Source organism: Exiguobacterium sp. s28, assembly GCF_018618135.1.
GTDB classification, from domain to species: Bacteria; Bacillota; Bacilli; order Exiguobacteriales; family Exiguobacteriaceae; genus Exiguobacterium; species Exiguobacterium mexicanum_A.
In genome coordinates this window covers 75,433-100,131 of record NZ_JACSLL010000009.1, presented here as the reverse complement: position 1 = coordinate 100,131, position 24,699 = coordinate 75,433, and the positions used below count along the sequence as shown (strand labels likewise).

The 24,699-nt window shown below is 51.8% G+C and carries 23 protein-coding genes; 11 read left to right on the top strand and 12 right to left on the bottom strand.

The features are described 5' to 3' along the window. Positions 1-93: 93 nt before the first annotated feature. Positions 94-1,077, top strand: a complete 984-nt coding sequence (guaC, locus tag KNP78_RS10680) for a GMP reductase (RefSeq protein ID WP_214708298.1) — start codon at positions 94-96, stop codon at positions 1,075-1,077. A 28-nt stretch (positions 1,078-1,105) separates the two neighbouring features. On the opposite strand, the gene KNP78_RS10675 is transcribed toward guaC, so the two are convergent. The 4 genes from KNP78_RS10675 to KNP78_RS10660 are packed head-to-tail and all read right to left on the bottom strand — an operon-like array spanning position 1,106 to position 6,348. Next, positions 1,106-1,543 carry a GNAT family N-acetyltransferase gene (locus KNP78_RS10675; RefSeq protein ID WP_214824198.1) on the bottom strand — a complete coding sequence of 146 codons (438 nt, stop codon included), beginning with the start codon at positions 1,541-1,543 and terminating at the stop codon, positions 1,106-1,108. Then, on the bottom strand, positions 1,543-2,403 hold the full coding sequence (locus KNP78_RS10670; protein WP_214824184.1) for an MBL fold metallo-hydrolase: 861 nt from the start codon (positions 2,401-2,403) through the stop codon (positions 1,543-1,545). Before KNP78_RS10670 ends, KNP78_RS10675 begins: the two co-directional genes overlap by 1 nt. Continuing rightward, positions 2,390-3,151: a P-loop NTPase family protein gene (locus KNP78_RS10665; RefSeq protein WP_214754413.1), complete on the bottom strand. Its 762-nt coding sequence runs from the start codon at positions 3,149-3,151 to the stop codon at positions 2,390-2,392. Before KNP78_RS10665 ends, KNP78_RS10670 begins: the two co-directional genes overlap by 14 nt. A gap of 14 nt (positions 3,152-3,165) precedes the next feature. Continuing rightward, positions 3,166-6,348 carry an EAL domain-containing protein gene (locus KNP78_RS10660; RefSeq protein ID WP_214824182.1) on the bottom strand — a complete coding sequence of 1,061 codons (3,183 nt, stop codon included), beginning with the start codon at positions 6,346-6,348 and terminating at the stop codon, positions 3,166-3,168. A 152-nt stretch (positions 6,349-6,500) separates the two neighbouring features. Between KNP78_RS10660 and KNP78_RS10655 the strand changes: the two genes are divergently transcribed. After that, positions 6,501-6,812 (top strand): hypothetical protein, encoded by a 312-nt coding sequence (locus tag KNP78_RS10655; RefSeq protein WP_034780450.1) that lies wholly within the window; start codon positions 6,501-6,503, stop codon positions 6,810-6,812. Between the two features lie 39 nt (positions 6,813-6,851). On the opposite strand, the gene KNP78_RS10650 is transcribed toward KNP78_RS10655, so the two are convergent. Beyond that, entirely contained in the window at positions 6,852-7,844 is a 993-nt protein-coding gene (locus KNP78_RS10650; protein WP_214754419.1) for an LLM class flavin-dependent oxidoreductase, read from the bottom strand. A 276-nt stretch (positions 7,845-8,120) separates the two neighbouring features. On the opposite strand from KNP78_RS10650, the gene KNP78_RS10645 reads away from it, so the two are divergent. Further along, on the top strand, positions 8,121-9,497 hold the full coding sequence (locus tag KNP78_RS10645) for a YjiH family protein (RefSeq protein ID WP_214797364.1): 1,377 nt from the start codon (positions 8,121-8,123) through the stop codon (positions 9,495-9,497). Positions 9,498-9,570: 73 nt separating this feature from the next. After that, positions 9,571-10,230, top strand: coding sequence for a C39 family peptidase (locus KNP78_RS10640; RefSeq protein WP_214824180.1), 660 nt, complete (start codon positions 9,571-9,573; stop codon positions 10,228-10,230). Here the strand turns inward: KNP78_RS10640 and KNP78_RS10635 are convergent. Further along, positions 10,218-11,027, bottom strand: coding sequence for a hypothetical protein (locus KNP78_RS10635; RefSeq protein ID WP_214824178.1), 810 nt, complete (start codon positions 11,025-11,027; stop codon positions 10,218-10,220). The two genes, KNP78_RS10640 and KNP78_RS10635, sit on opposite strands and share 13 nt — an antisense overlap. A gap of 95 nt (positions 11,028-11,122) precedes the next feature. On the opposite strand from KNP78_RS10635, the gene rluF reads away from it, so the two are divergent. Beyond that, complete coding sequence (rluF, locus tag KNP78_RS10630; RefSeq protein WP_214754426.1) at positions 11,123-11,833, top strand: 23S rRNA pseudouridine(2604) synthase RluF; 711 nt, start codon at positions 11,123-11,125, stop codon at positions 11,831-11,833. A gap of 28 nt (positions 11,834-11,861) precedes the next feature. Here the strand turns inward: rluF and KNP78_RS10625 are convergent, their stop codons facing one another. Then, complete coding sequence (locus KNP78_RS10625) at positions 11,862-12,281, bottom strand: hypothetical protein (protein ID WP_214824176.1); 420 nt, start codon at positions 12,279-12,281, stop codon at positions 11,862-11,864. Positions 12,282-12,396: 115 nt separating this feature from the next. Here KNP78_RS10625 and KNP78_RS10620 point away from each other — a divergent pair, with 115 nt between their 5' ends. Then, complete coding sequence (locus KNP78_RS10620; protein ID WP_034780432.1) at positions 12,397-12,723, top strand: hypothetical protein; 327 nt, start codon at positions 12,397-12,399, stop codon at positions 12,721-12,723. A 49-nt stretch (positions 12,724-12,772) separates the two neighbouring features. Here the strand turns inward: KNP78_RS10620 and KNP78_RS10615 are convergent, their stop codons facing one another. Further along, a complete protein-coding gene (locus KNP78_RS10615; RefSeq protein WP_214824174.1) occupies positions 12,773-15,394 on the bottom strand; it encodes a S8 family peptidase in 2,622 nt (873 codons plus the stop codon). A gap of 222 nt (positions 15,395-15,616) precedes the next feature. Next, the gene (locus KNP78_RS10610; RefSeq protein WP_058765259.1) at positions 15,617-16,366 is read right to left on the bottom strand and encodes an SDR family NAD(P)-dependent oxidoreductase; all 750 of its coding nucleotides are present in this window, start codon (positions 16,364-16,366) and stop codon (positions 15,617-15,619) included. A 122-nt stretch (positions 16,367-16,488) separates the two neighbouring features. Here KNP78_RS10610 and KNP78_RS10605 point away from each other — a divergent pair, with 122 nt between their 5' ends. Continuing rightward, the gene (locus KNP78_RS10605; protein ID WP_214824172.1) at positions 16,489-17,115 is read left to right on the top strand and encodes a TetR/AcrR family transcriptional regulator; all 627 of its coding nucleotides are present in this window, start codon (positions 16,489-16,491) and stop codon (positions 17,113-17,115) included. A gap of 25 nt (positions 17,116-17,140) precedes the next feature. On the opposite strand, the gene gloA2 is transcribed toward KNP78_RS10605, so the two are convergent. Beyond that, positions 17,141-17,521, bottom strand: a complete 381-nt coding sequence (gloA2, locus tag KNP78_RS10600; protein ID WP_058765255.1) for an SMU1112c/YaeR family gloxylase I-like metalloprotein — start codon at positions 17,519-17,521, stop codon at positions 17,141-17,143. Positions 17,522-17,800: 279 nt separating this feature from the next. Here gloA2 and htpG point away from each other — a divergent pair, with 279 nt between their 5' ends. Next, complete coding sequence (gene htpG / locus KNP78_RS10595; RefSeq protein ID WP_214824170.1) at positions 17,801-19,669, top strand: molecular chaperone HtpG; 1,869 nt, start codon at positions 17,801-17,803, stop codon at positions 19,667-19,669. Between the two features lie 90 nt (positions 19,670-19,759). Here htpG and dcm read toward each other — a convergent pair whose 3' ends face one another. Beyond that, positions 19,760-21,094 (bottom strand): DNA (cytosine-5-)-methyltransferase, encoded by a 1,335-nt coding sequence (gene dcm / locus KNP78_RS10590; protein WP_214824166.1) that lies wholly within the window; start codon positions 21,092-21,094, stop codon positions 19,760-19,762. Between the two features lie 142 nt (positions 21,095-21,236). Here dcm and KNP78_RS10585 point away from each other — a divergent pair, with 142 nt between their 5' ends. Then, positions 21,237-22,607 carry a Sau3AI family type II restriction endonuclease gene (locus KNP78_RS10585; RefSeq protein WP_214824163.1) on the top strand — a complete coding sequence of 457 codons (1,371 nt, stop codon included), beginning with the start codon at positions 21,237-21,239 and terminating at the stop codon, positions 22,605-22,607. A 54-nt stretch (positions 22,608-22,661) separates the two neighbouring features. Continuing rightward, on the top strand, positions 22,662-23,108 hold the full coding sequence (locus tag KNP78_RS10580) for a very short patch repair endonuclease (RefSeq protein WP_214797357.1): 447 nt from the start codon (positions 22,662-22,664) through the stop codon (positions 23,106-23,108). Positions 23,109-23,121: 13 nt separating this feature from the next. On the opposite strand, the gene KNP78_RS10575 is transcribed toward KNP78_RS10580, so the two are convergent. Beyond that, complete coding sequence (locus tag KNP78_RS10575; RefSeq protein WP_214824160.1) at positions 23,122-23,808, bottom strand: BglII/BstYI family type II restriction endonuclease; 687 nt, start codon at positions 23,806-23,808, stop codon at positions 23,122-23,124. A 322-nt stretch (positions 23,809-24,130) separates the two neighbouring features. Between KNP78_RS10575 and ahpC the strand changes: the two genes are divergently transcribed. Continuing rightward, positions 24,131-24,694 carry an alkyl hydroperoxide reductase subunit C gene (ahpC, locus tag KNP78_RS10570; protein ID WP_021067918.1) on the top strand — a complete coding sequence of 188 codons (564 nt, stop codon included), beginning with the start codon at positions 24,131-24,133 and terminating at the stop codon, positions 24,692-24,694. Positions 24,695-24,699: the final 5 nt, after the last annotated feature.

Here is a 24,699-nt window from a genome sequence, read left to right as displayed (position 1 = left end):
TTGACATATGCTCTAATTTACGTTACATTACCGAATGGGCGAAGTATTTATCATTCAACGAATCTAATTGTTCGTAAATAGGGGTGTGACAACATGGATAAAGTATTTGATTATGAAGATATTCAATTGATTCCCGCAAAATGTATCGTCGACAGCAGGTCTGAATGTGATGCGAGCGTGACGCTTGGGGGCTTTACGTTCCGACTTCCGGTCGTGCCTGCCAACATGCAGACGATCATCGATGAGAAAGTCGCCTTATCGCTGGCCGAGAACGGTTACTTCTACATCATGCATCGCTTCCATCCAGAGACGCGGCTCAAGTTCATCGAAGACATGCATGGACGCGGGTTGTATGCATCGATCAGTGTCGGTGTGAAAGAAGATGAGTATCGGTTCGTCGAGATGCTGGCCGAATCCGGGCATACGCCGGAGTTCATCACGATCGATATCGCGCACGGTCATTCGAACGCGGTCATCCGCATGATTCAACACATCAAACACCACCTTCCAGGCTCGTTCGTCATCGCCGGCAACGTCGGGACCCCGGAAGCAGTCCGGGAACTCGAGCATGCCGGGGCGGATGCGACGAAGGTCGGTATCGGACCGGGCAAAGTCTGTATCACGAAAATCAAGACAGGCTTCGGCACGGGCGGTTGGCAACTCGCCGCGCTCCGTTGGTGTGCCAAGGCGGCGACGAAACCGATTATCGCGGATGGGGGCATCCGGACACATGGGGACATCGCCAAATCGATTCGCTTTGGGGCATCGATGGTCATGATTGGTTCGTTGTTCGCCGGCCACGACGAGTCACCGGGCGAGACGTTCGAACAGGACGGGAAGTTGCTCAAAGAATACTTCGGGTCGGCTTCTGAATTCCAAAAAGGGGAACGGAAAAACGTCGAAGGCAAGAAAGTGTTCGTCGAGCATAAAGGGGCGCTCCAAGACACGTTGACCGAGATGGAGCAAGACCTCCAATCGGCCATCTCTTACTCGGGTGGGGACAATCTCGATGCATTGCGCACCGTCGATTACGTCATGGTGAAAAACTCAATCTTCAACGGGGATAAAGTGTACTAAAAAAAGCGGCTCGCGTGAGCCGCTTTTTTTATGCATCAATCAATCGTTTCGTCATCATATAGTAATCAGAGCCAGGCGGATAGTCGTATAGGACGCCCGCTACCTCATAACCGAAGCGCTCATAAAACGTCTTCGCCTGAAACGAGAACGTCGTCAACTTGACGCGCGTCGCCCCGAGTTCGCGGGCCAACCGCTCCCTTTCCTCGAGCAGACGGCTTCCCAGGCCTGTTCCCGCATGTTCTGACGCGACCCATAACCGGTCCAAGTCGAACCAGCCCCAATAGACGCTCCCAAACAACCCTGCGATCATTTCCCCGTCGTGTTCCACTTTCAGCTGAACGACCGGGACGTCAGCATTGCGGATCTCGCGATGGTGCATCGAGTGAGCGTCATTGAACGTTCGCAACTGACTCGTCAAAAACTGTTGAAACGTTTCGTCTTCGTCGTGAATCCGTTTGATTTCCATCACGCTTCCCCACTCGAGCCGTTCACGAAGAACGAAATCAGCTCTTGTTCTTCCTCGTCGACCGAGCGCCCCGTCAAACGTTCGTACTGTGCGGTTATCTTTTCCTTATTTCCTGGGAAATCAATAGTGATTTGGGCCAAACTCCGTAATATGTCTCGGTCTTTCTCGTACTCGAGACGGGTCACGACTTGACCGTGCGACCAGACGTACGCCTCGGCCTCGAACTGGTCGAGCACCTCTAAAAGGCGAAGCGTCTGGGCCGGCGTCATCCGCCAAGACGGCGCGTACAAGTTCGCATAGAGGGCATCCCCTAAAAACAGTACCTTTTCCTCTGGTACGTAAGCCACGACCGCATCGGCAGCATGGTCTCCACCGACATGCTTTAAGAGGACGTGGACCCCGCCAAGGTCGAGCGTGATTGTATCATCGAACGTCACGGTCGGTAAGACGACACGCATCGACCTGTCTTCACCGTATTCGAGTTGGATCGCCTCCGCGCAAAACGCGATTTCACGTCCGTCCTCGACCCGTTCGGCCAACGCCTCATCGTCCCACGTGTAGGGAAACAGTCGCTCGATTCCGGCTTTTGTCGCCGTGCTTGCAATCGAGACAGTATCGGTCAATGCCGACAATCCAAAAACATGGTCCCAGTGCCAATGCGTCAACGCCACGAGCGTTGGGCGCTTGATTCCTTGTACGGTCAAGGCGTCTAAAAATAAGTTCGTATGCGCCTCGGAGTTCCCTGCATCAATCATGAGTGTATGCGTGTCACCGACAACGGCTCCTAAAATCGGACGATCGGTCTCGGCGACAGGGGTCATGTACCAAAAGCGGTCGGAATATTGTTTAAGCGTCTGCATGACCGGCTCCTTCCTTATTCCATAATTTGTCGAACGCTTCGAGCGCTCTCCGTTCGTCATTGACGATTCGAATCGTTCGTAGCGGCAAATGACTCAACACCTTCAATTCACGTTGTTGCCGTTCTTCCAGAAGTCGAATCGTTCCTTCGATTCCAACCAATCCGTTCGCCCGGCCATACGCACGAGTCGTATAGTAGTCGACGAAACCTTGTTGCCACTCGGGCGGACGTTCCGCATACACATTACGAAACACAGCCGGGACATCGTTCGTCTCCAAGTACACAACCGTCGGATCAAGCGTAGTGATCAGGCCCGCCACGGTCTCAATATAACGCTCAATCTGTTCGTTCGGAACGTGTTGCGACACCATGCCGATCGTGAACGGATTTTGAAGAATGGCACACTCAAACACATAGTCTACCTCATCCCTTTGTGCACGTTCCACGAACCGATGCCAACGGCCGATCATGAGGTCGACATGTTTCTCGAACGGTAACTCATAGACGTCCGTGCCATAGATGGCCTCTCCAGCCCGATAGCGGACGAATCGACCGTCTCCATCTTGATCGATGACATCTCCCTCGAACCGTATGTCCCCTTCGACCCAATGGACGTCATGCAAATCGACCGGGTGGGACGCATCGATTTCCGAATAGAATTTGTAGGAACTCCCTCTCGCCACAAACGTTTCGGCGAATGTCGTCTTTCCGCTCCCAGGCAACCCTTCAATCAGCCACAACTTCCCCATCGTCCGTCTCCTTTTCAGTGTTCTTGATATGAGTCGTACACGTAGTATCCGTCCCCGCCACAGTTTTTCGCGACGTACATGGCCGCGTCCGAGTGATGGATGATCGCATCAAGGGATGCTTGGTCCATCCTAGAGTAGGCGACACCGACACTGGCTGATAATCTAAGTCTCAAGCCGTTCCCGACCGTCATTTCCTGGGAAATGACATGATTCAACTCGCCAAACACGGTTGGATCGAGCGCTTCCGGCTCTGCTTCGATGACGATTAAAAACTCGTCGCCCGCAAATCGGTACGCTTTCCCTGAAACCGTTTGGCTGAACGTACGGATTCGTTTCGCCGTCTCGATGAGCACCTCGTCCCCGATCAAATGACCGTAGGAATCGTTTACTTGTTTAAAGTCATCTAAATCGATAAACAGCAGAGCGACCGTTTGCTTCCGATTCATTTTCTGTCTCAAATCGGTCATGAGCGAATGCCGGTTCGCCAGCTTCGTCAGCCCATCTTGGGTGATGAGCTCAATCACTTCTTGATGCTTGCGTTCACGTCGAATCTCGTTCTCCATCCAGCGGGTCACGAGCAGGATCGTATCGGTCATCTCGTTGATCGTCACCGTGTCGACGACATCGTCCAAGCTGCCTTGTTCAGCCAAAAAGACGACCCATCCGAACGTCTTCCCTTCATTCGCTAGTGGCAGGCTGATCATCGAGGCAAACTCGATTCCATCGATGACGAATTCGTTTCGACCCAGCTTTTGATGACCGATCGTCGTCAACGCGTGTAGTTGCTGCAACTCGTCTCCCGTCCAATCGAGTTTGCTTTCCCCATCCTCTGATAAGACGCGATAGGTGGACTCCGTCGAGAAAACGAGTGCGTGGGAATATCCAATCCAGTCACGGAGCACCGTCTGAATCCGTTTCAATTTATCACTGAACGGTTCGTGAATGGCCGTCACTTCATAGAGCGACTCGAGCGTCTGTTGCCGTCGGGCTTGCGCTCGCGCTTGCTCGGTCAATTCGATTTCCGCCATGACCCATCTGGCGAAATCTTCGAGCGTTTGCAGCGCCTCGGTATCGAAGCGACGTGACCGTTCGTCGGTCACGCATAGTGTACCGATGACGTGGCCGCTTCGTGTCAAGAGCGGCACGCCGGCATAAAAACCAATCCCTTCGAGTAACGGATTGTCCGACATCGCCTCGGCCGTCCGTACATCCTCGATGACGAGCGCCGATTTTCCTGTCACGACACGGTCGCACAACGTCCACTTCCGCTCCACGCTCGAATTTTCAAGCGCGACCCCTTGGCACGATTTGATCCATTGTTGATCCGTCGTCAAAATCGAGATCAGTGCGACCGGCATGTCCAACGTCCGGGCGACAAGCCGTGAGATCCGATCATACCGTTCTTCTCGCGGGGTGTTCAAAATTTCAAGCCGAAGGATTGTCTTCAGTCGTTCGGCCTCCGTCTCATCGAGTGACGTCACCGCCATGGCTTTATCTGACTCGCCCTGACGCAACGCCGCATGTTGTGAGACGAGCGCTTCAAGCGCCTGCTTGAGGTCAGAGGGTGGAAGGGGCCGACTGAAGAAGTATCCTTGAACCTCGTCACATCCGAGCTGATCAATCGCACGATACTGTACTTCAGTCTCAACACCTTCAGCCGTGACCTCTAAATTCAATTTCTTGGCGAGCGAGACGATCAGTTTGACGATTTCGTACTCTTTCAGCCCGTTGTCTTTGTCCAATTGATTGATGAACGAACGGTCAATCTTGATGCCATCGATATCAAACATTTTTAAATAGTTGAGCGACGAATAGCTGACCCCAAAATCGTCAATCAAAATCCGGAACCCCTTCGCTTTCAAATAATCGACTGTTTGAATGCCGAGGAGCGGTTCTTGCATGAGCGTATGCTCTGTGATTTCAAACTCGAACTGTTCCGGCAGCAGGCCATACGCCGAGAGAATCGGTAACAACTGCTGAATATAGTCTTGGCGGAACAATACCGGCGAGACGTTGATCGCGACACGTCGGCCTTCAAACAAGTCCGGCTGATCAATCATGTCACGACAGACCCGATCAAAGACGAACTCGGTAATATCCTCGATCAAAAGTGACTTTTCGGCAATCTTAATAAACGTTTCCGGCGAGACGTTCCCGAGTGCCGCGCTTTGCCAACGCACGAGCGCCTCGAAATGAACCGTTCCGTCCTGACAGCCGACTTTCGGCTGGTAGACGACGCTCAATTCATCCGCCTTCAACCCTTTGACGAGTTCCATCTCAATCGTCATCTCATCGATGTAGTGCTGCACGTAGTCATCTTTCTCGTACACTTTGATGATTTGTTTCCCAGCCTGTCTGGCCTCAAGGAGTGCTGTTGACGCGTTCATGATGACCCGGTCTGCATCCTCGGTTCCCGCACTGATTCCGAGGCAGCCGGACAAGGCGAATTCCGTCTCGGCAACTTGGTACGTGTAGTCGGCAATCGCCGCGAGCAGACGCTCCCCATGCATCGTCGCCGTTTCGACCGACGTGTATGGTAAGACGGCGATAAAATCCTCCCCGTCGACGCGACCGATGATTGAGCCTTTCGGTAATAGGTTCGACAAGTGCCGAGTCATCTCTTTAATCAGGCGATGTGACCGCTCCACGCCTTGGAGGGACAGAATGATTTTGAATCGATTGATGTGCAGGCGCATGACGCTCGTCGCTTCCGATTCTTGTTTCAGGAACAATTTCTCGAGTTCGAGCTTCACTTTCATCAAGTTCGGCATCCCGGTCAAGTAGTCGATATTCTCGATGCTACTCAACAATTTCATTTCCGCCTCTTCCGATAAGTCCGTCGTCAAGCCGAGGACGTAACGCACCTCTCCCGCCTCGTTCTCGAGTGGCATGAGGACGGATGAGGCGAATCGGGCCGTGTTGGCGTCGATGTTCATCTTCGACATGAAATAGACGGGTTCATGCGAGGCGACGACTGCGTCGTAATGCACAATCAGCTCCTTGGCGACCTCGGCCGCGTACATGTCATGCAGATAACGTCCGCCTACGTCTTCCGGAAGTGAGGACGCCAGTTTCCCCTGCTCACTGACGCGCACATAACGGTAACCGTCAGGCGTCACTTCCATCAAAAACACCATCCGGTATAAATGAACGAAAACATCAAACAAATAATGCGGGTCAATCTTCATCTGCTGCATACTGTACCTCCAGGCAATCTCCGTTTCCTCTAGTTTAGTTGTTTTAGACGATGTTGTTCACGAAACCGTTCAAAAAAAGGGGAAGCATTTTTTGAGATGTACTGAAAATCGGGTATAGATAGGTAAAAGTTGAAAAAGCGAGGTGAACCATTATGCTCAGTCGAAACGTCTACCCACAGACACGTCCAGGGAAATGGTCGGTCCTCTTGTTGCTCGCTGTGTTCTTTCTCTTAATCATCTCTGCCCTCATTGTCCAGTCGGGTCAACCATTCAATTTCGACACCCTATTCGACAACACGTGGGCTGCCGTCGTGTCGATATCGGCCGTCGTCGCCGCGTTCGGTGCGTTTGTCATTGGACTTTACACGATTTTCCGTAACCATGAGCGCTCGGTCGCCGTCTTCTTTACCGTCTCACTCGGTGGACTGGTCGCCCTGTTCGTCCTCATGCAACTGTTTCTCTAATCGAAAACGCACCTATCCGTTGGGACAGGTGCGTTTTGGTCAGAGAAGCTCTTTGGCGAGGAGGCGGTAGACGTTCAGACGACTCTCTTGCGTATGTTGGATGCTGCAAATCATCGCCTCATCAAATCCATAATGGGCCGACTCTTCTTGTAGCTGCGTCGCGATTTGCTTCGGTGTCCCGACAAGATGAATCTTGCGGTTGTTGGCGATTTGAATCTTATCGACTTCGGTGAGGGGGTAATCGTGCGCCGCTTCCGGACTAAGCAGTTGACGGAGCTGGCCTTTCATCAAGAACAAGCGCGACAAATCCGACGGACGGGCCAAATACTCGGCTTCCTCTTCTGTCTCGGCCGTCGTGACGAGATACGTGACGCTAATGTCGGGCTTCTCCATGAACGCGGATGGTGTGAAGTGATGGCGATATGCATCGAGCGCATCGACGCTCAGTTCACCGTTGAAAAACTGGGCGAACGAATAGCCGAGCCCCATCCGCCCTGCTTGAACGGCGCTGTTTCCGCTCGATCCGAGGAGCCACGCCTCAGGAAGTGTCACCCCGGTCGGAGCGGCCGGCGTGTTCTTATACCATCGCTCTTCCGGGGTCTCGTCGTTGATCAGTTGCAACGTCGTTCCAAGTTTTTCATACAAACCATCCATCATCGGTTTTTGACCTTGTGACATCGCGTAGATGGCGTTAGGGTCTCCCCCCGGTGCCCGGCCGACCCCGAAGTCGATACGGCCCGGTGCGAGCGCGCTGAGTGTCTTGAACACTTCGGCCATCTTGAGCGGCGAATAGTGCATCATCATGATGCCACCCGACCCAAGACGAATCCGTTCCGTCTTCGCGGCGATATACGCTGCGACGACTTCCGGGGCCGAGCTCGCGAACGACATGCCTCCGTGGTGTTCGGCCATCCACATCCGGTAATATCCTAGTTCTTCTGCCACTTGGGCGAGTTCGACCGCGCTTTGCAACGCGTGTTCTGACGTATGGCCGGATGTCACCGGCGCTTGATCGAGTACACTTAATCTCATCTGTATCGCTCCGTTCCTAAAGTATATATGGTGAATATCTCGAATTTGTAAGACTCGCCGTCATCATACTAAAGTGAGCCCGAGAATACGAGCAGTTCGCTCGTGTGACCGTTTTCTTTTTTTTCAGAAAATTGCAACGAGTTGTTGCCTGCTACGTATCCCCTTCTCTATAATGAACGAGAAGAAACTATTCTTTCATAGCGATTCACTCACGCATGATGGGGACATGCGAGTGAGGCGCGCCAACTACTTTTTCGGGGAAAAGGGGTAAAACACATGAATCAGACACCAAACAAGCCTGACCAAGGCGGGACGTCATTCACGTCCAACGACTTTCTGAAATTCTTAATTCCTTCTTTGATCGGCCTCATGTTCTTCATCGTGCCCGTTCCTACCGAGGACGGATTTACGATTCCGGTCGCACTCTTGTCGAATCAGTTGATTGACCTCATCGGCGGGATCGTTCCGACGCTTGCCGTCATCATGATGGGCATCTCAGTGCTTGGATCATTATGGACGTATTTGGCTAAACCGGCGTTCATCCTAGAACGGCCACACTTCAATTCCCTGTTCAACGTCACACCGTTCTGGTTCGGGATGCGAGTCGTCGGTTTTATTGCCGGGGTGATGACGCTTCTCGTGATCGGACCGGAGATGATCACATCCGAATTCACTGGCGGACTCTTGCTGTATGATTTGATTCCGATTTTATTCGCGACGTTTTTATTTGCTGGGATGTTGCTCCCGCTCCTCTTGAACTTCGGTCTGCTCGAGTTTGTCGGGACGATGCTCATCAAAGTGATGCGCCCGCTCTTCAAACTTCCGGGCCGGGCCTCGCTCGACTCGCTCGCGTCTTGGGTCGGGGACGCGACGATCGGGATTCTTTTGACGACGAAACAATATGAGAACGGCTACTACACGAAACGAGAAGCTGCCGTCATCGCCACGACGTTCTCCGTCGTCTCGATCACATTCACCATCGTCATCTTGTCGTATATGGAGCTCGACGCTTACTTCCTGCAATACTATGGAGCGATTGTCTTATCAGGGATTGTCGCAGCGCTGATTATGCCTCGGATTTATCCGTTGTCGAAAAAGGCTGATACACCGTACGAAGAAACTGAACTAAAACCGGAAGAACCGGTGCCGGCCAACGTGAAGATGCGGACGTGGGCGTTGCGCCAAGCACTGTTGAAGTCGAAATCTAGCAAAGGTGCCGTCGCCACGTTCAAGGACGGTTTCCAAAACGTGCTCGACATGTGGCTCGGCATCTTGCCGGTCGTCATGGCCGTCGGGACGATTGCACTCGTCATTGCAGAATATACACCGCTCTTCACGATTCTCGGTAAACCGTTCGAACCGATTTTGATGTTGCTCCAAGTTCCTGAAGCCGAAGCGGCTGCTCAGACGATGGTCGTCGGGTTCGCCGATATGTTCTTACCGGCTGTCCTCGGGAGCGGGATCGAAAGTGAGCTGACGCGGTTCGTCATCGCCACTGTATCGGTCACGCAGCTCATCTTCATGTCGGAAGTCGGGGGACTGCTGCTCGGATCGAAACTGCCGATTTCATTCTTTGACCTCGTCCTCATTTTCTTACTCCGGACGTTTATCACGTTACCTATCATCGTCGGGATCGCTCACTTGGTCTTTTGACGCCACAACGCCTCTTCTCGTAGTTTCCTGAGAAGAGGCGTTGTTTGTATACTAAAGAAAAAGGAGGTGCGTCATGGAACATCATTACGCAGGTCAGCTCGAGGTCGCAAAAAAAGGCTATGCCGGGATCGTCGACCCTGTGGCTTATGTGAACGACCGCTATCACGGCCATTGGACGATCAAAACCGAAAAGCGGATTGAAGGAGTTCCGGCGCTCCTGCAAAAAACGTTCAACGGCGGCAAAAACAATTGTACGCTCACTTCGATGACGGCTGTCTTTCGTTATTACCGTGACCAAGGCTATGACCAAATCCCAGAGGACGTGTTCGAGATTCAACAGGATGCTCGCGCGATCGCCCTCGCCCATCAGTTCAAAGACGAGAAAGGCACACCCCCGACCCGCATCGCGACAATCGTCACGAAACTATGGGCCCACTACGGCTACAAAGGGCATAGCAGCTCACGTTATCTATGGAAATGGTCGACGTTCGAGCGCGAACTCGCGGCCGACCGTCCCTTCATCTTGAATATGGCGAACGGGTTCTATAAAAATCACTCTGTGACCGGAATCGGGTACATCATCTTCCGTAAACCCGGCTTTCCCGACGTCATCTTGCTCGAGGTGCTCGATAATCGGGTACGTGACGTCCGTTATATCGATTTCAACGAGTTCAACTTTTGGGGCAGCATCACGCGCGTCCATCCGCCAAAGCTTGACGTTCAGGCAAAATAACGACGAGCGCTCGTCTCGATGGCTGCCCCGATTCGAATCAGATGGTCTCGCTTCGCGTACGAACCGTGATGGAGTCCGAATACGTCTCGACCGTTCCCGAGACCGACGAACACTTCGGATGGTTTGAAATGCAGTCCGACCATCGGGACACCGAGCGTCGTATGATAACCGAGCTCGAACCGGGCACTCGGATACGCCTCGATTCGCTCACTGTAAGTGAATCCTTCAAACGACGCGCAGTTGTCCCGCCCAAGGACAATCAGACGAGACGGGTTCACATAACGAATTGTCCGTTCCAGCAAATCGAGTGACGTCGGGTGCTCCATCCATTGTCGCCCCGTCCGCAACCGGCCCATCTGACGCCACGTCGCATATTTGAAGAAGTCGACATGGAGCGCGGATTCGTCATAAAATGAGCGCCCCATGCCCTCAAGCAACGCTTCCAGTTTCGCTCCATTCCGCTTGCCGAACCAACTCGTCGTCGCTCGTCCGGCCTCAAAATAGGCCGCGGCGTGTTCAAGCGTCGCTTCGTGCGCCCTTTCGTCTTGAAGATAGGCATCGAGCGATTGGTCACGCCAATAAAATTTTTGCGACTCCCCGCTTCTGACGTTACCGTCCCGTTCGAAAAACTCGCCGCGCGACGGGTTTGTCCCGACGGTGAGCCATTGTTCCTCCGTCGGTCGCCCGTACCATAGAACCGGGGACGCCCCATCAATCAGCTCTGCCTGAAACGACGACGTCATGAGCGCTTGTTGAAATCGTATCGCGTCTTGCAATAGCAAACGTGCCTGCTCCATCGTGCCACATCCCCTCTACTCGGTCGTTTCCCGCTTTCAGGCACATGTAAAATACGTTATAGTGAGAGGACGAAGCCAAAAAAGGACGTGGATCTATGCGTATCAACAAATTTATCAGTGAATCCGGCAAGGCGTCCCGCCGCCAAGCCGACCGCCTCATCGAAGAAGGACGGGTAACCATCAACGGGAAGAAAGCGAAAATCGGCGACCAAGTGAACCCAGGAGACGAAGTGCTCGTCAACGGTTCGGCCGCCCGTGTCGCGCGAAACAACGTCTATATCGCCGTCCATAAACCGGTCGGCATCACGAGCACGACCGAGAAGAAGGTCAAAGGCAACTTGGTCGACCTCGTCAACCACCCGCTCCGCATCTTCAATATCGGCCGTCTCGATAAAGACTCGGAAGGGCTCATCTTGATGACGAACGACGGTGATATCGTCAACGAGATCCTTCGCGCCGAGGGCGAGCACGAGAAAGAATACATCGTCTCGGTCGATAAGCCGATTACCCCGGAGTTCGTCGAACAGATGGAAGCCGGCGTCAAAATTCTCGGCCAGAAGACGTTGCCGTGTAAAGTCCACCAACTGTCGAAGTTCGATTTCAACATCACGCTTACGCAAGGACTCAACCGCCAAATCCGTCGCATGTGTGAAGTGCTCGGCTACGAGGTATACCGTCTTCAACGCGTGCGTGTCATGAACGTCACGCTCGGTAAGCTCCCGCCAGGACAATGGCGCGACCTATCGAAGAAAGAGCGCGAACAGTTGTTCCGCGAATTGAATTACGAACCGAAAGAATGGTATTGAAAAGCAGCCTGAGACGTCTCAGGCTGCTTTATTCTGGTCGGAGCGAGTCAACATGGTCGGTCTCACGACGGATGAAACGTTTGAGTTGAGCGCTCAAATCATCGAGTTGCCCCATCGTCGTCTCGAACAAGAAGGACGCGTTCATGTCTCCCCCATCGCCTTTCATTTGTTCGACCACGGCGTTGACTTGCACGGTCCCTCTCGCATTCGCCAGTTCGAACGTCAAGGAGACGTGGACGAGCGGAACATCGAGTCTCCACGTCTGGGGCGACTTCCCGTTTCGTGCATTGAACGCGGATAACGTGGAGACGAGCGCGTCGATATCGGATGCGGTGACATACTCATCCACCGTGACCTCGCACCATTTTGCTTTTAACGCCAATACCACATTCATCTCGAGCGCATCCTCCCAAACGCGTCTCATCTTGAACTGTTCGACCATAGCCATCCCTCACTCTCTCATTTCGACTATATCATGTCGTTTCAACGAAAGCCGTCAACTTTTCGTCAAAACGGGAATAGTCCTATACAGATGATTTTGTAATGAAAAGAGGTGAATCGTCATGAATGGCGCCTTGTTCCCACGCACCTCGGTCGGCAAGTGGTCGATTATCCTCATCGGCTTGTTCCTCGCCATGTACGTGCCGTTCCTCCTGCTCGATAACTTCGATACGACCTTCCACTCGACGCTTTGGAGCGACAACGCCGCGAACATGCTACGGCTCAGCTACATGACCACATTCTTCGTCCTTGGGCTCGGAGCGTTCGTGACCGGATGGTGGGCCATCTTGAAACAAAAAGAGTACGCCGTGCTCGTCTTCTTCGCGGCCGTTCTCGGCTCCGGACTGTTCGTTTTATTGGTCATGGAGCTCCTCGGTATCCTCGAGTAGAAGGCAAAACAAGGAGTTCGCTGCGGCGAACTCCTTGTTTCATGTGTACTTATTTGACGACGACGTGTTTCATCTGACTCGCGCGACCTTTCGCGTCCTCGATGTGGATCGAGAGGCGCTCCCCTTTTTTAAGGGTGCGTGTCTTCGTGACGAACGTTCCCGTGAGGCCGGTCGTCCCTTTCCCGATGACGCGGCGCTTCGCGTCTCGGACGATGACCGTCATTCCCGCATCCGCGCGACCCGATACTTGCTTCGCGTTCGCACGTGGTGTCGAGACGGTCGGTTGTTTCGCACGGGCACCTTTCACAACGAGAAGGCGTTCGCTCGAGACGAGCTTCCCGTTGCTATAGACGACCCGGAGAACCGTGCCTGCTTTTTGAGCTCCGATATTCAATGCGACACGAGCTTGTTTCGATGTTCCGGTCGCGAGACGTTTCTCGCCGTTATAGACCGTCACTGTCGTCCCGCTCTGCACGCTAGCAGCAAACACCGTCGAATTGTCACGGACGACGCCTGGCTTGGCGTAGAGACGTAGCATCGAAGCTGCATGGTGCACGTTAACCTTGCCATAGCCGCTGATGTAGTCATAGTTGAACGGAAGTTCTTCTTCCGAGTCTTCCATGAAATAATCAAGGCCGTCTTCATAGCTCATTCCACCTGTCGCATCCCCGCCAGAGAAAGCAAGCGGCTCTGCCGTACGATGGAGCAACTGACGAATCTCTTCGACTTTGAGTGCCGGACGTGTCGACAGCAGTAATCCAACGACAGCCGAGACGTGTGGCGTCGCCATACTCGTGCCGTCCATATAGACGACGTTACCGTTCGGGACGAGGCTCGCGACTTTCGTGCCCGGCGCCACGACATCGACACCATACCCGTAGTTCGAGTAATCCGAGACGATGCCGAACGTGTTCGTCGCACCGACCGAGATCGTATACTTCGATGAAGCTGGGTACGACAGGCTTGAATCGCCATCATTCCCCGTTGCCGCCACGACGACGACACCGCGGTCATAGGCGTACTTCAACATGTAGCCGATCGTCCGGCTCTCGCTGCCGCCAAGGCTCATGTTGATGACTTTCGCACCAGCATCGACAGCATATTTGATTCCGAGCGCGATTTGTTCCGTATCCCCAGAACCGCTCGCGTCGAGCACTTTGACTGGGAGAATCGAGACAGCAGGCATCATCCCGCGCATCGATGTCCCGTTGTTTTGAATCGCACCGATGACGCCGGCCACGTGTGTCCCGTGTCCGTGATCGTCAAGCGCGCTGCCTTCCCCGTTCGGGTCGACAAAATTTTTCTCGTTGGCGATGTCGACACGTCCTTTGAAATCAAGGAGGCGATAGTCGACACCCGTATCGAGGACGGCGACTTTCACCGAACGGACCGGCAATTTGAGAGCCTCATACGCATCGATTCCGATTCCAGCTTCCTGAAATGGCTGCAACACCGATTTCGAGTTGAGTGACCATTGATAGTCGTAACTCGTGTCGGCCGTGAACGCTTGATACGTCTGGACCGGCTCGATGAACTCGACGTTCGCGTCACGCTCGAGCGTCGACTTGGCCGTCGCTTGCGTTTTCGTGCTCGCCGCTTCAACGTCGACGACCGCGAAGTGGTCACCTGGGCGACCAAGATCGACTTTCTCTGCTGAGACGTTCGATAAAGCGTTCATCTTACCGAGCGACTTGCTCGGTGACGATTTGTATTTGACGATATAACGCGGCGCATCATCGACTTCAATCGATACCCCGAATTTACCCATTACATCTTGGAGCGGTGTTCCGGCAAGCGTACCCGTTCCAAGCTTAGCTGCTACCTTGTCGACTTCTGCTTGCAATGCTGTCGGCACACTTGACGTCACGAGCGTCTGTAACCGTTCGATGGCCGCTTCATCCGCTTGCGTGAGCGTGTATGATTTCCAATCAACGAGCGCGTTCATGAGTGGCTGTAACGCCTTCAAATCATTGTACGCTTGTTGGCGTTTCGCGCCGTCTTTCACCATCGCTTTGATGAGGTATGGCGACGTCCGATAGTACAAGGCGGCCAAATCGTTGCCTGACTCCGATTGTGCCAACACTTCCGTCTGAATGCGACGGATGAGTTTCAACATCGAGTCGCGCTCTGGTGCCGGATTTAAAATCGATTCGACGGCACACATGCCCGCCTCCGTCTCGATGTTTTCATACTTGACCGGCAATTTGACCGGGTTGTAGACGAGTTTGATGTCTGAAGGCGACACCGTCTCTTCTTCCATCATCGGGAGATACTCCACTTTGATGTAGTATGGACCTTCCCATGCATATGGGAAACGAATCGTCGCCGATTGCTGTCCGTCTTCTTGTGTCGCGCTCGAACGATACTGTTCGAACGTTTCGTCCTTCGCTGCCAAATCGGCACTCGGATAGACCGAGATGTTCGCGAGCTTCGTCGAATCGAACTGAACTTCCATATGCGTCATCGCCGATGGAGTCCCCCGTTCCATTTTGAACCAGTATGTATTCGTGGCGTCTGTCCCGGTTTCGAATGTGACTTCTACTCCTGGGCTGAGCGTCTTCGCCTCTTGCATCCCCGCTCCAGCGTCCGCACTCGCTTGTGGTGGAATCAATGCCAATACGAGCATGAGCACCGTGACGAATGATAAAACTTGTTTCCATGTTGCTTTCATCTGTTCTCCTCATTTCCATATGTCCAAAGCTTCAACCGACGGATCCGTCAATTCATGTATACGTGATAATGGCTTGAAGGTTCCAACAATTAACTACAAAAAATCACTTAATTTCATTATTTTAGGAAACTCTCGATTTGTCTATCTCTAATATGGTTTTTTCGAAAAATAATTAAAAAAGGGTCAGAGGAAAATTCCTCCGACCTGCATGTGTTGTATTGCTTATTTTGCTGTGACGCCCCCATCGACCGGAAGTTCGATTCCCGTGATGTGATTTGCTTCATCCGACGCGAGGAAGAGGACGGCCGTCGCCACTTCTTCAGCCCGACCGAGATTCGGCAAAGCGATTTGATTCAAGAAATGTTGTTTATAGTCCGGGTGCTCCATATGCGGCGCACTCATCGGTGTCACGATATAGCCCGGATGGACCGAGTTGACGCGAATGTTGTGCTTGCCGTAATCGACGGCTGCCGCTTTCGTGAGCGACCGGACGGCTCCTTTCGAGGCCGTATAGGCACCGGCACCGGCCATACCTGTGAGCGCTGAGATGGACGAGATGTTGACGATCGACCCGCCGCCGTTTTGCTCCATGAGTGGAATCGCATATTGCGTTCCGAGCATGACGCCATCGATATTGATTCGATACGTGCGAGCCCAGTCTTCCTCCGTCTGATCCAAGAACGGTTTTGCGAGCGCGATGCCCGCATTGTTGACGAGCACGTCGAGCTTGCCGCACACGGACTGGACTTCGTTATAAATGTTTTCCCAATCGTTGCGTGACGTGACGTCGTGTTGAAGCGCGATCGCTTCTCCTCCGTTTGACCGGATCATTTCCACGACGCGCGTCACCGCTTCAAGATTGATATCTGTCGCGACGACGGTCGCCCCTTCTCGTGCGAACAACTTGGCCGTCTCTTCACCCATGCCACTGCCTGCCCCCGTAATGACCGCTACTTTCCCCGTTAACCGCATAATCCCAACTCCATTTCTTTAAATGTGATAGTCTAACTATCATTATAGTAGTCGATGCACATTCGATTCTCAACGAAACTGCTTCGACACGGTATAATAACGAGATACAAAGAGGTGATTTCATGAGTAAACGACAACAAAATAAAGAAGAACGAATGAATCGCATCATCGAGCAAGCCGAGGTGCTCTTTTTACAAGACGGATTTGAACGGGTGCAAATGCAGGATATCGCTGACGCGTCCGAGCTCGGGGTCGCGACGTTGTTCCGTTACTTTCCGAAAAAAGACCAGTTGATCGTTGCCGCGGCCGTGCGCAATTTGGCACCGACGTTGGACGCGTTCAAAGAACTGACGAGCCGGCCGGGAAATGCCTACTCGCGACTCGAGGCGATTCTCGACTATTTACTCGATCAACAAATGAAGCGGACAAGCCACTCTCGTTTCCGTGAGGCGTTCGAGAGCTATGCCTCGTCCGTCGCAAGTCCCCTTCCCGGGATTGACGACTATATCGAGTTGCAGCGCGAAATCATGGAGACGCTCGAACCGCTCATCGCGGACGGGAAGACGGACGGTTCGCTCCGGAGCGATCTCGACGTGAAAGCAACCGTCGTCACTGTCATCAACGCGTTCGGTACGTTCGGTAACAATATCATTTTGAAGTCTCACATCAGTTATTTAGAGGACGATATCGAACCGCGCATCCAACAACGGATGTTGCGAGAGATGCTCTTGTCGTATGTGCGCCCATAATAAAGCCCCTTCGCGTGAAGGGGCTTTATTCGTGCAGTTCGAGTGGCAGACCGTCTGGGTCAAAGAAGAACGTCATCTTCTCGCCCGTGAACGTGTCAAACCGAATCGGTTCCGTCGTGACACCGTGCGTATTCAGTTCGGCGACGACCGACTCGATGTCGTCGACTTTAAAGGCGAGATGACGGAGTCCACACGCCTCCGGGAAGCTCGGCCGTTTCGGACTGTCCGGTTTGATGAACAGCTCGAGCTCGTAGGCGCCGAGCCGCAGGTCGATCTTGTGATCGCCTTTGTCCGGACGATGATGCTCGCGGATGACGTCGAAACCGAGGATATCGATGTAGAACCGTTTCGCCTCGTCATAATTTGAGGCGATAATCGCCACGTGATGGATGGTATGTAGTTGCATCATAATCCCCCATATACAAAAAAATGAGCACCTCTCACTAGAGGTGCTCTCGAAAAGTCTACCGCGTCGAACCACGCTCCACAACGTGCTCCCGAAGGAATGTCCGCCGTCTTACATAGACCAGCTCATCGCATGTACTCAACTATAGGCGAATCTGGCCCCCGCGTCAACGTTTTGTTTGAACCGGGTTGACATCTTCCTAAAAATTAGGATAATCAGTAGTGTTAGCACTCTTATTGATAGAGTGCCAAAATCGAACAAATAAAAAGGAGAACGATCATGACAAAGAAACAGTTTCAAGCCGAATCGAAACGAATTTTAGAGTTGATGGTCCACTCAATCTATACGCATAAGGACATCTTCCTCCGTGAGCTCATCTCGAACGCGAGTGACGCCATCGACAAAATGTATTACCGGGCCTTGTCAGATGAGGCAATCGACTTCAACAAGGACGACTACTTCATTAAAGTCGAGCTCGACAAAGACGCCCGCACGATCACCATCCGTGACACCGGAATCGGGATGACGGCCGATGAGCTCGAATCGAACCTCGGGATCATCGCCAAGAGCGGCTCGCTCGCGATGAAGCAGGCGACGAAGATGGAAGAAGACCACAGCCTCATCGGCCAATTCGGTGTCGGCTTCTACTCGGCGTTCATGGTGGCAGACCGTGTGACAGTCCGCACCCGCTCGGTCGACAGTGAACAAGGCTACTTGTGGGAGTCGGAAGGCACAGACGGTTACACGATCGAGCCGACGGATAAGACCGACATCGGGACTGAGATCACGTTGCACGTGAAAGCTGACACGGACGACGAGACATACTCATCATTCCTCCAAGAGTACGAGATCCGTTCGCTCATCAAGAAGCATTCGGACTTCATCCGCTACCCGATTAAGCTCGACGTGACGAAGCACCGTCAAAAAGACGATTCAGAAGAGTACGAGGACTATATCGAAGAAGAGACAGTCAACAGCATGGTGCCGATTTGGCGCAAACGGAAGAGCGAGCTCTCGGAGGAGGACTACAAGGCGTTCTATCACGAGAAACGCTACGGCTTCGATGAGCCGCTCAAACACCTTCACTTGAACGTCGACGGCTCGATCCGGTATCAGTCGATTCTCTACATCCCATCGACGGTCCCGTTCGACTATTACACGAAAGAGTTCGAGAAAGGGCTCGAGCTGTACTCGAACGGTGTCTTGATCATGGAGAAGTCGCCTGACCTGCTCCCGGACTATTTCGGTTTCGTCAAAGGGATGGTCGACTCGGAAGACCTGTCGCTCAACATTTCCCGGGAGATGCTGCAACAGGACCGCCAACTTCGCGTCATCGCCAAAAACGTGAAGTCGAAAATCAAAGGCATGCTCGAGAAGATGCTCCAAAACGAGCGCGAAGACTACGAGAAATTCTTCGAGTCGTTCGGCCGTCAGCTCAAGTTCGGCGTCTACGATCAGTTCGGTGCCGCCAAGGACGAGTTGAAAGACTTGCTCTTGTTCCACTCGTCGAACGAGAAGAAGCTCGTCTCGCTCAAAGAGTATGTCGAGCGCATGAAAGACGATCAGAAGTACATCTATTACGCGACGGGTGAATCGATTCATCGGATCGAACTGTTGCCACAAGCGGAGCGCTTGAAAGAAGAAGGGTTCGAGATTCTCTACTTCACTGAAGAAATCGACGAGTTCGCCATCAAGATGCTCCAGTCGTATGACGACAAAGAGTTTAAGTCGATCGCGAGCGGTGATCTCGGGCTTGATGACGAGGCGGCCGATTCGCTCAATGAGGACAACAAGGACTTGTTCGCCTTCATGAAACAAGAACTGGGCGACCGCGTCAAAGAAGTGCGCGCATCTACACGTCTCAAGTCACATCCGGTCTGCTTGACGGTCGCCGGCGACGTCTCAATCGAGATGGAGAAGATTTTGAACGCGATGCCGAACGGCGGCGGCATGAAAGCCGAGAAAGTGCTCGAAGTGAACGCGGACCACGCCATCTTCCGGACATTACAGCGCGTCTATAAGGAAGACGAAGCGAAAGCGAAACAGTATACGGACTTGCTCTATCAGCAAGCGCTCCTCATCGAAGGGCTACCGATTGAAGATCCGGTCGCCTATTCGAATGCGGTGTGTGCGTTGATGTCAGAATAAGTGAAAGGCAGAGGGCGACCTCTGTCTTTTTAACTTTGAAGTTGATAATAAAAACTCTAGTCACGATTTCCCTGTCGCGACTAGAGTTTTTTATTTGAAGTTATTGTACGTACCTAACAACTGCATTTGAATCGCTTCCTGCAAGATGTTCTGATTATCCTCTTGCTCGTGGACCTCTGCGATTCGATGGCTCATCCGCTCAATCAATCCGACGACAAGGGCGTTCCCCATCGTGAAGTAACGTTTGCGGTCCGTCATTGTATTCGTCCATCCGTAAGGGAATCCGTTTAGACCTTCGCACTCTTCGGGACGAAGGTAACGGAGTCGTTTCGTCTGTGGATCTTCGATGACATGGCTCGAGCGGTTGCACGTGCCTTCGCTCGTCAACATCGTACGGCCAGGAAGGTCAAGCGAGTCCGGATACGACATACCGCCCTCTGCGTACACATACACGTGACCACTTGCCGAGGTCCGTTCGATTTTCTTCGGCCCTTTCAAGTAAGCCAACTCTTCCTGCTCGTTCCGACCCGACTTTTTAATCGTCTCGGTGTCCAAATAATACTGTTCGGGTGTAGGACCGAACTGCTCATAGACTTCTTGGACCACTTCACCGAGCGTCTTCGGCACTTCGCGTTTCGGTAATGTTTCAATCGTCGTCACCCGGTCGCCCGACATGATGCCCGCATTGCGGTACGTTGCCGAGAACGTGTCAGAGATTTCGACGATATCTTTCGGAAGTTCGAACTGCGAGCCCGGATGTTTCTCACTTGTTAGCTCATGGACCGGGAATGCAGGTGCGAAGAATCCTGACTCGAGCAGCCATTCTTCTGGATCCGCCTGCTTGGCACGCGCTGAATGGTTAAGATCCGTCCGGGTCGCGAAGATGAAGATGCGACGACGGCGTTGCGCGAACCCATAGTCAGCCGCATTGATGACACGCCATTCGACCGTATAGCCTTGGTCGGCGAACGCACGTAACATGACACTGAAGTCACGTCCCCGTTGCTTGGCAGGCGACTTCATGAGTCGATCAACGTTCTCAAGCAATACGTAAGGCGGTTTCTCCTGCTCAATGATATTCATGATTTCCCAGAACAAGACGCCCTTCTTCCCTTGAATGCCTTGCTCATTCTTGAGGCTGCGTGACACGCTATAGTCCTGGCACGGGAAACCACCGACCAACAAGTGGTGCGGGCCCGCCTCCATCCACGAGAGGGCAATGTCTTCGTTCGAATGTATACCTCGGTCCTTGAACCGTTCGGCGTAGCAATCGAAGGCCGGTTGACTCTTCGTCGCCGGTTCCCATTGATTGCCCCAAACTACATCGAATTTGTCCGATGTAGGCTCGGCATTCACGTCTTTAATTCCTTCAAGCGCGATGCGGAAACCTCCTACACCAGCAAATAACTCAACTACTTTAATCAATGGGAACACCCTTTCGTATTTTCTATCTTAAATTTACTCTATTTTTAATTTCGACTCAATGGAAATAGTGTATCACGAACGATGAATTCGATCAAGCGGTACGCTATAATGGTTATATATGTAAACTGTAGGAGGAGTTATTTTGCGGTATGAAACGATTCAAGAATTGATGGACAAGGCAAGAGAGGCCGAAGGAAAGACGTTCGGAGAAATCGACGCGACCGGGCGCATCAAGAATGTCCGCTCGAAAGGTTCCCTTGGACACATCATCGAGGAGAGCCATTTCGGCTACCCAATTAACTCGGACGCACGGCCTGATTTTGAAGAACTCGGCATCGAATTGAAGGTCACCCCTTTCAAGAAAAACAAAAATGGTACATATTCATCGAAGGAGCGGCTCGTTTTGAACATGATTGATTATCATAACGAGCACGAGTATTCGTTCGAGACGTCGAGCTTCTTGTCAAAAGCCACGAGCATGCTGATCATGCTTTATCAATATGAGCCAAACATCCCTATCGACGACTACCGTATCTATAAAGCGTTCTTGAATGAGTTCTCAGAAGAGGATTTGGACGTGATGCGGCAAGACTGGGAGACAATCGTCGCAAAAATCAAACGTGGCGAGGCCCATTTGATCTCCGAGGCCGATACGATGTACTTGTCAGCCTGCACGAAAGGGGCGAACGGCTCGGTCGTCCGTAGCCAACCGTTCTCAGAGCAACCAGCAAAACCTCGGGCCTTCTCACTCAAAGCTTCTTATATGTCGGGACTCGTCCGTCAGTACTTAACCCCAGAGTTGATGGAGTCAATCGCCAATCACGGTGAATTGAAAGAAATGTCGATTGAAGAACTCCTCGAGGCAAAACTCGCGCCTCATTACGGGAAGACGGTACTCGAACTATGCGAAGAGACAAGCATCCCATATAACCCGGGCAATAAGGCGATGATTCCACGAGTCATGGCAAAACTTTTAGGAGTCAGGAAGACTGATTTGTCGAGCATCGAAGAGTTCGCGAAAGCGAACATCAAGTTCAAGACGATTGCGCGAGAGCCTGACGGCAAGATTCGGGAACACATGTCGTTCGGAAAAGTCGATTTCGACGACTTGTCTCGAGACGAGTGGGAAGAATCCGACTTGTATGACACGTTCGCCGAACAGAAATACCTCTTCCTCGTATTCCGATATGACGAGGAGTACGTGCCCAAACAAAAACGTATCCCTCGTTTCGAAGGGATACGTCTATGGAACATGCCGCTTGAAACGGTCGATGGCGAGTTGAAGTCGATGTGGCTCGAGGCTAAACACATTGTCCATACTGGAGTAAAACTGACACCTTCGGGTAAACGAGTGAAAAACAATCTTCCCGGCCCGAAGTTCAATCAGGTCGCCCATGTGCGCTCAAAAGGAGCCGACGGTCAGGACAAAGTGAAACTCCCAGACGGTCAGTGGATCACAAAACAATCGTTTTGGTTGGACAGAAACTACATCCAGCAGATTCTAGACGCGTAAAATGAGTACTTATCTCCCTCACGTGGAATCTTCCTATTAGAGGGAGGTGAAGGTATGGCCAGAAATGTACCAAAAGCATCGAGTCCAGCCGTCTTCAAGACGATGAGCGGCAATCGCGGCAAGGACACGAAGATGGAAGTAAAGGTCCGGAAAGCACTCTGGGCTGCCGGATATCGATATCGGAAGAACAATCGGAAGCTATATGGGACACCGGACATCTCGTTTCCCGGACTCCGTGTCGTCGTCTTTTTGGACTCCTGCTACTGGCACGGCTGTCCCCTTCACTTCAAACTTCCGAAGACGAACGTCGAGTTCTGGCGTCAGAAAATCGGTCGCAACATCGAACGGGATGCTGACGTTACAAGACACTACGTCGAGGAAGGATGGGTCATCCTCCGGTTCTGGGAGCATCAGGTCAATGAAGACTTTGATCACGTGATTTACACCATCACCCATTTCGTAGACATGGCCAAAACCAATCGACATATACGAAGTGGGTAATAAAAACTACATGTTAATCTAAGTCCTCATCAAACAGTGGCTCATCATAAGTTTCTGTTGCATCATCGATAATCTGGTTCGTGTAGAATCCTTCTACACGGCCTCTTTTTTTTCCCTGTTCATTAAAATGCTCGACAATCCTGAACGTGTCAGGTGCCTCAAGACCGATGATGACGATTGGTACGGTCAACTGAGTGTTCAACGGTTTCAAATGGTGGACATATTTCTCATATGTACCGATGGCGTTGTCGAAATTTCCGGCACGCTGAAGTCTTTGGGTTGCACAAATAATCACACCAATTCGCGTTTGAATTGCCTTCTCAACATGATTCAACTCGCTCGCAATGACCGGTTTCAACAGATTCCATGCAATCGTTCCTGAATGGTTGAAACCTACTTCCAGCGATATATTCTCTTTGGCAAAATCGAGACGCCACACATTCTCTGAATAGTCACGGTCTTGGAAGATCGGACTTTCGCTGGCCCATCCTCTTTTTGAAAACTCTGATTTGAATAAATCATTTAAAGTCGAGGACAGACTTTTATTCTTGTCCGCATACTTCTCTTCGAATTTTTGAATGATGTCATTATCACTTATAGAATATATGATGTCATGAATTTCTCTCCAAATCTCTGTGAACTCCTCATCATTTTTAAGTATTGTCTCCCCGAAGCGGTGTGAATGAATTCGATAGTTCAACTGTCTCACCCTTTTATATGTAATTGATAATGATGTACTTCGTGACGAGAATAAACGACTTTCCTTCACTCGATTCAAACTCTCGCTATTCCTAATCACTTTATCAGGATACAGGATTGAAAACAAAAGCACATTTATTTTGTAATCGTTTTCTTTCCTTTCATCAAGCGATTTATCCATTTAACGTTGATATATCAACATTTTACCAGACATGCAAACGCCTTGACATTTTTGGCGGGTTATATGAAGTTAGTATTACATTATAATTATTCTAGTAGAGACGAAAGTCCACTAGAGTAAAAAACCAAGGAGGACATATCCCATGTCATTAATCGGCAAAGAAATCTTACCGTTCAAAGCACAAGCATTCCAAACAGGTGAATTCCTTGAAGTATCGGACAACGACTTCAAAGGTCAATGGAGCGTCGTTTGCTTCTACCCAGCTGACTTCACATTCGTCTGCCCGACTGAATTGGAAGATCTTCAAAACGAATACGCGACACTTAAAAACCTCGGCGTCGAAGTCTACTCAGTATCGACTGACACACACTTCACGCACAAAGCATGGCACGAAACATCTGAGAAAATCGGTAAAATCGAGTACATCATGATTGGTGACCCATCACACACAATCTCACGTAACTTCGACGTCTTGAACGAAGAAGATGGCCTTGCTGACCGCGGTACGTTCATCATCGACCCAGACGGCGTCATCCAAACTGTTGAAATCAACGCAGGCGGCATCGGCCGTGACGCGAGCACGCTCGTCAACAAAGTCAAAGCGGCACAATACGTCCGCAACAACCCAGGCGAAGTTTGCCCGGCGAAATGGGAAGAAGGTTCTGCAACACTTCGCCCGAGCCTCGACCTCGTCGGCAAGTTGTAAGGAGC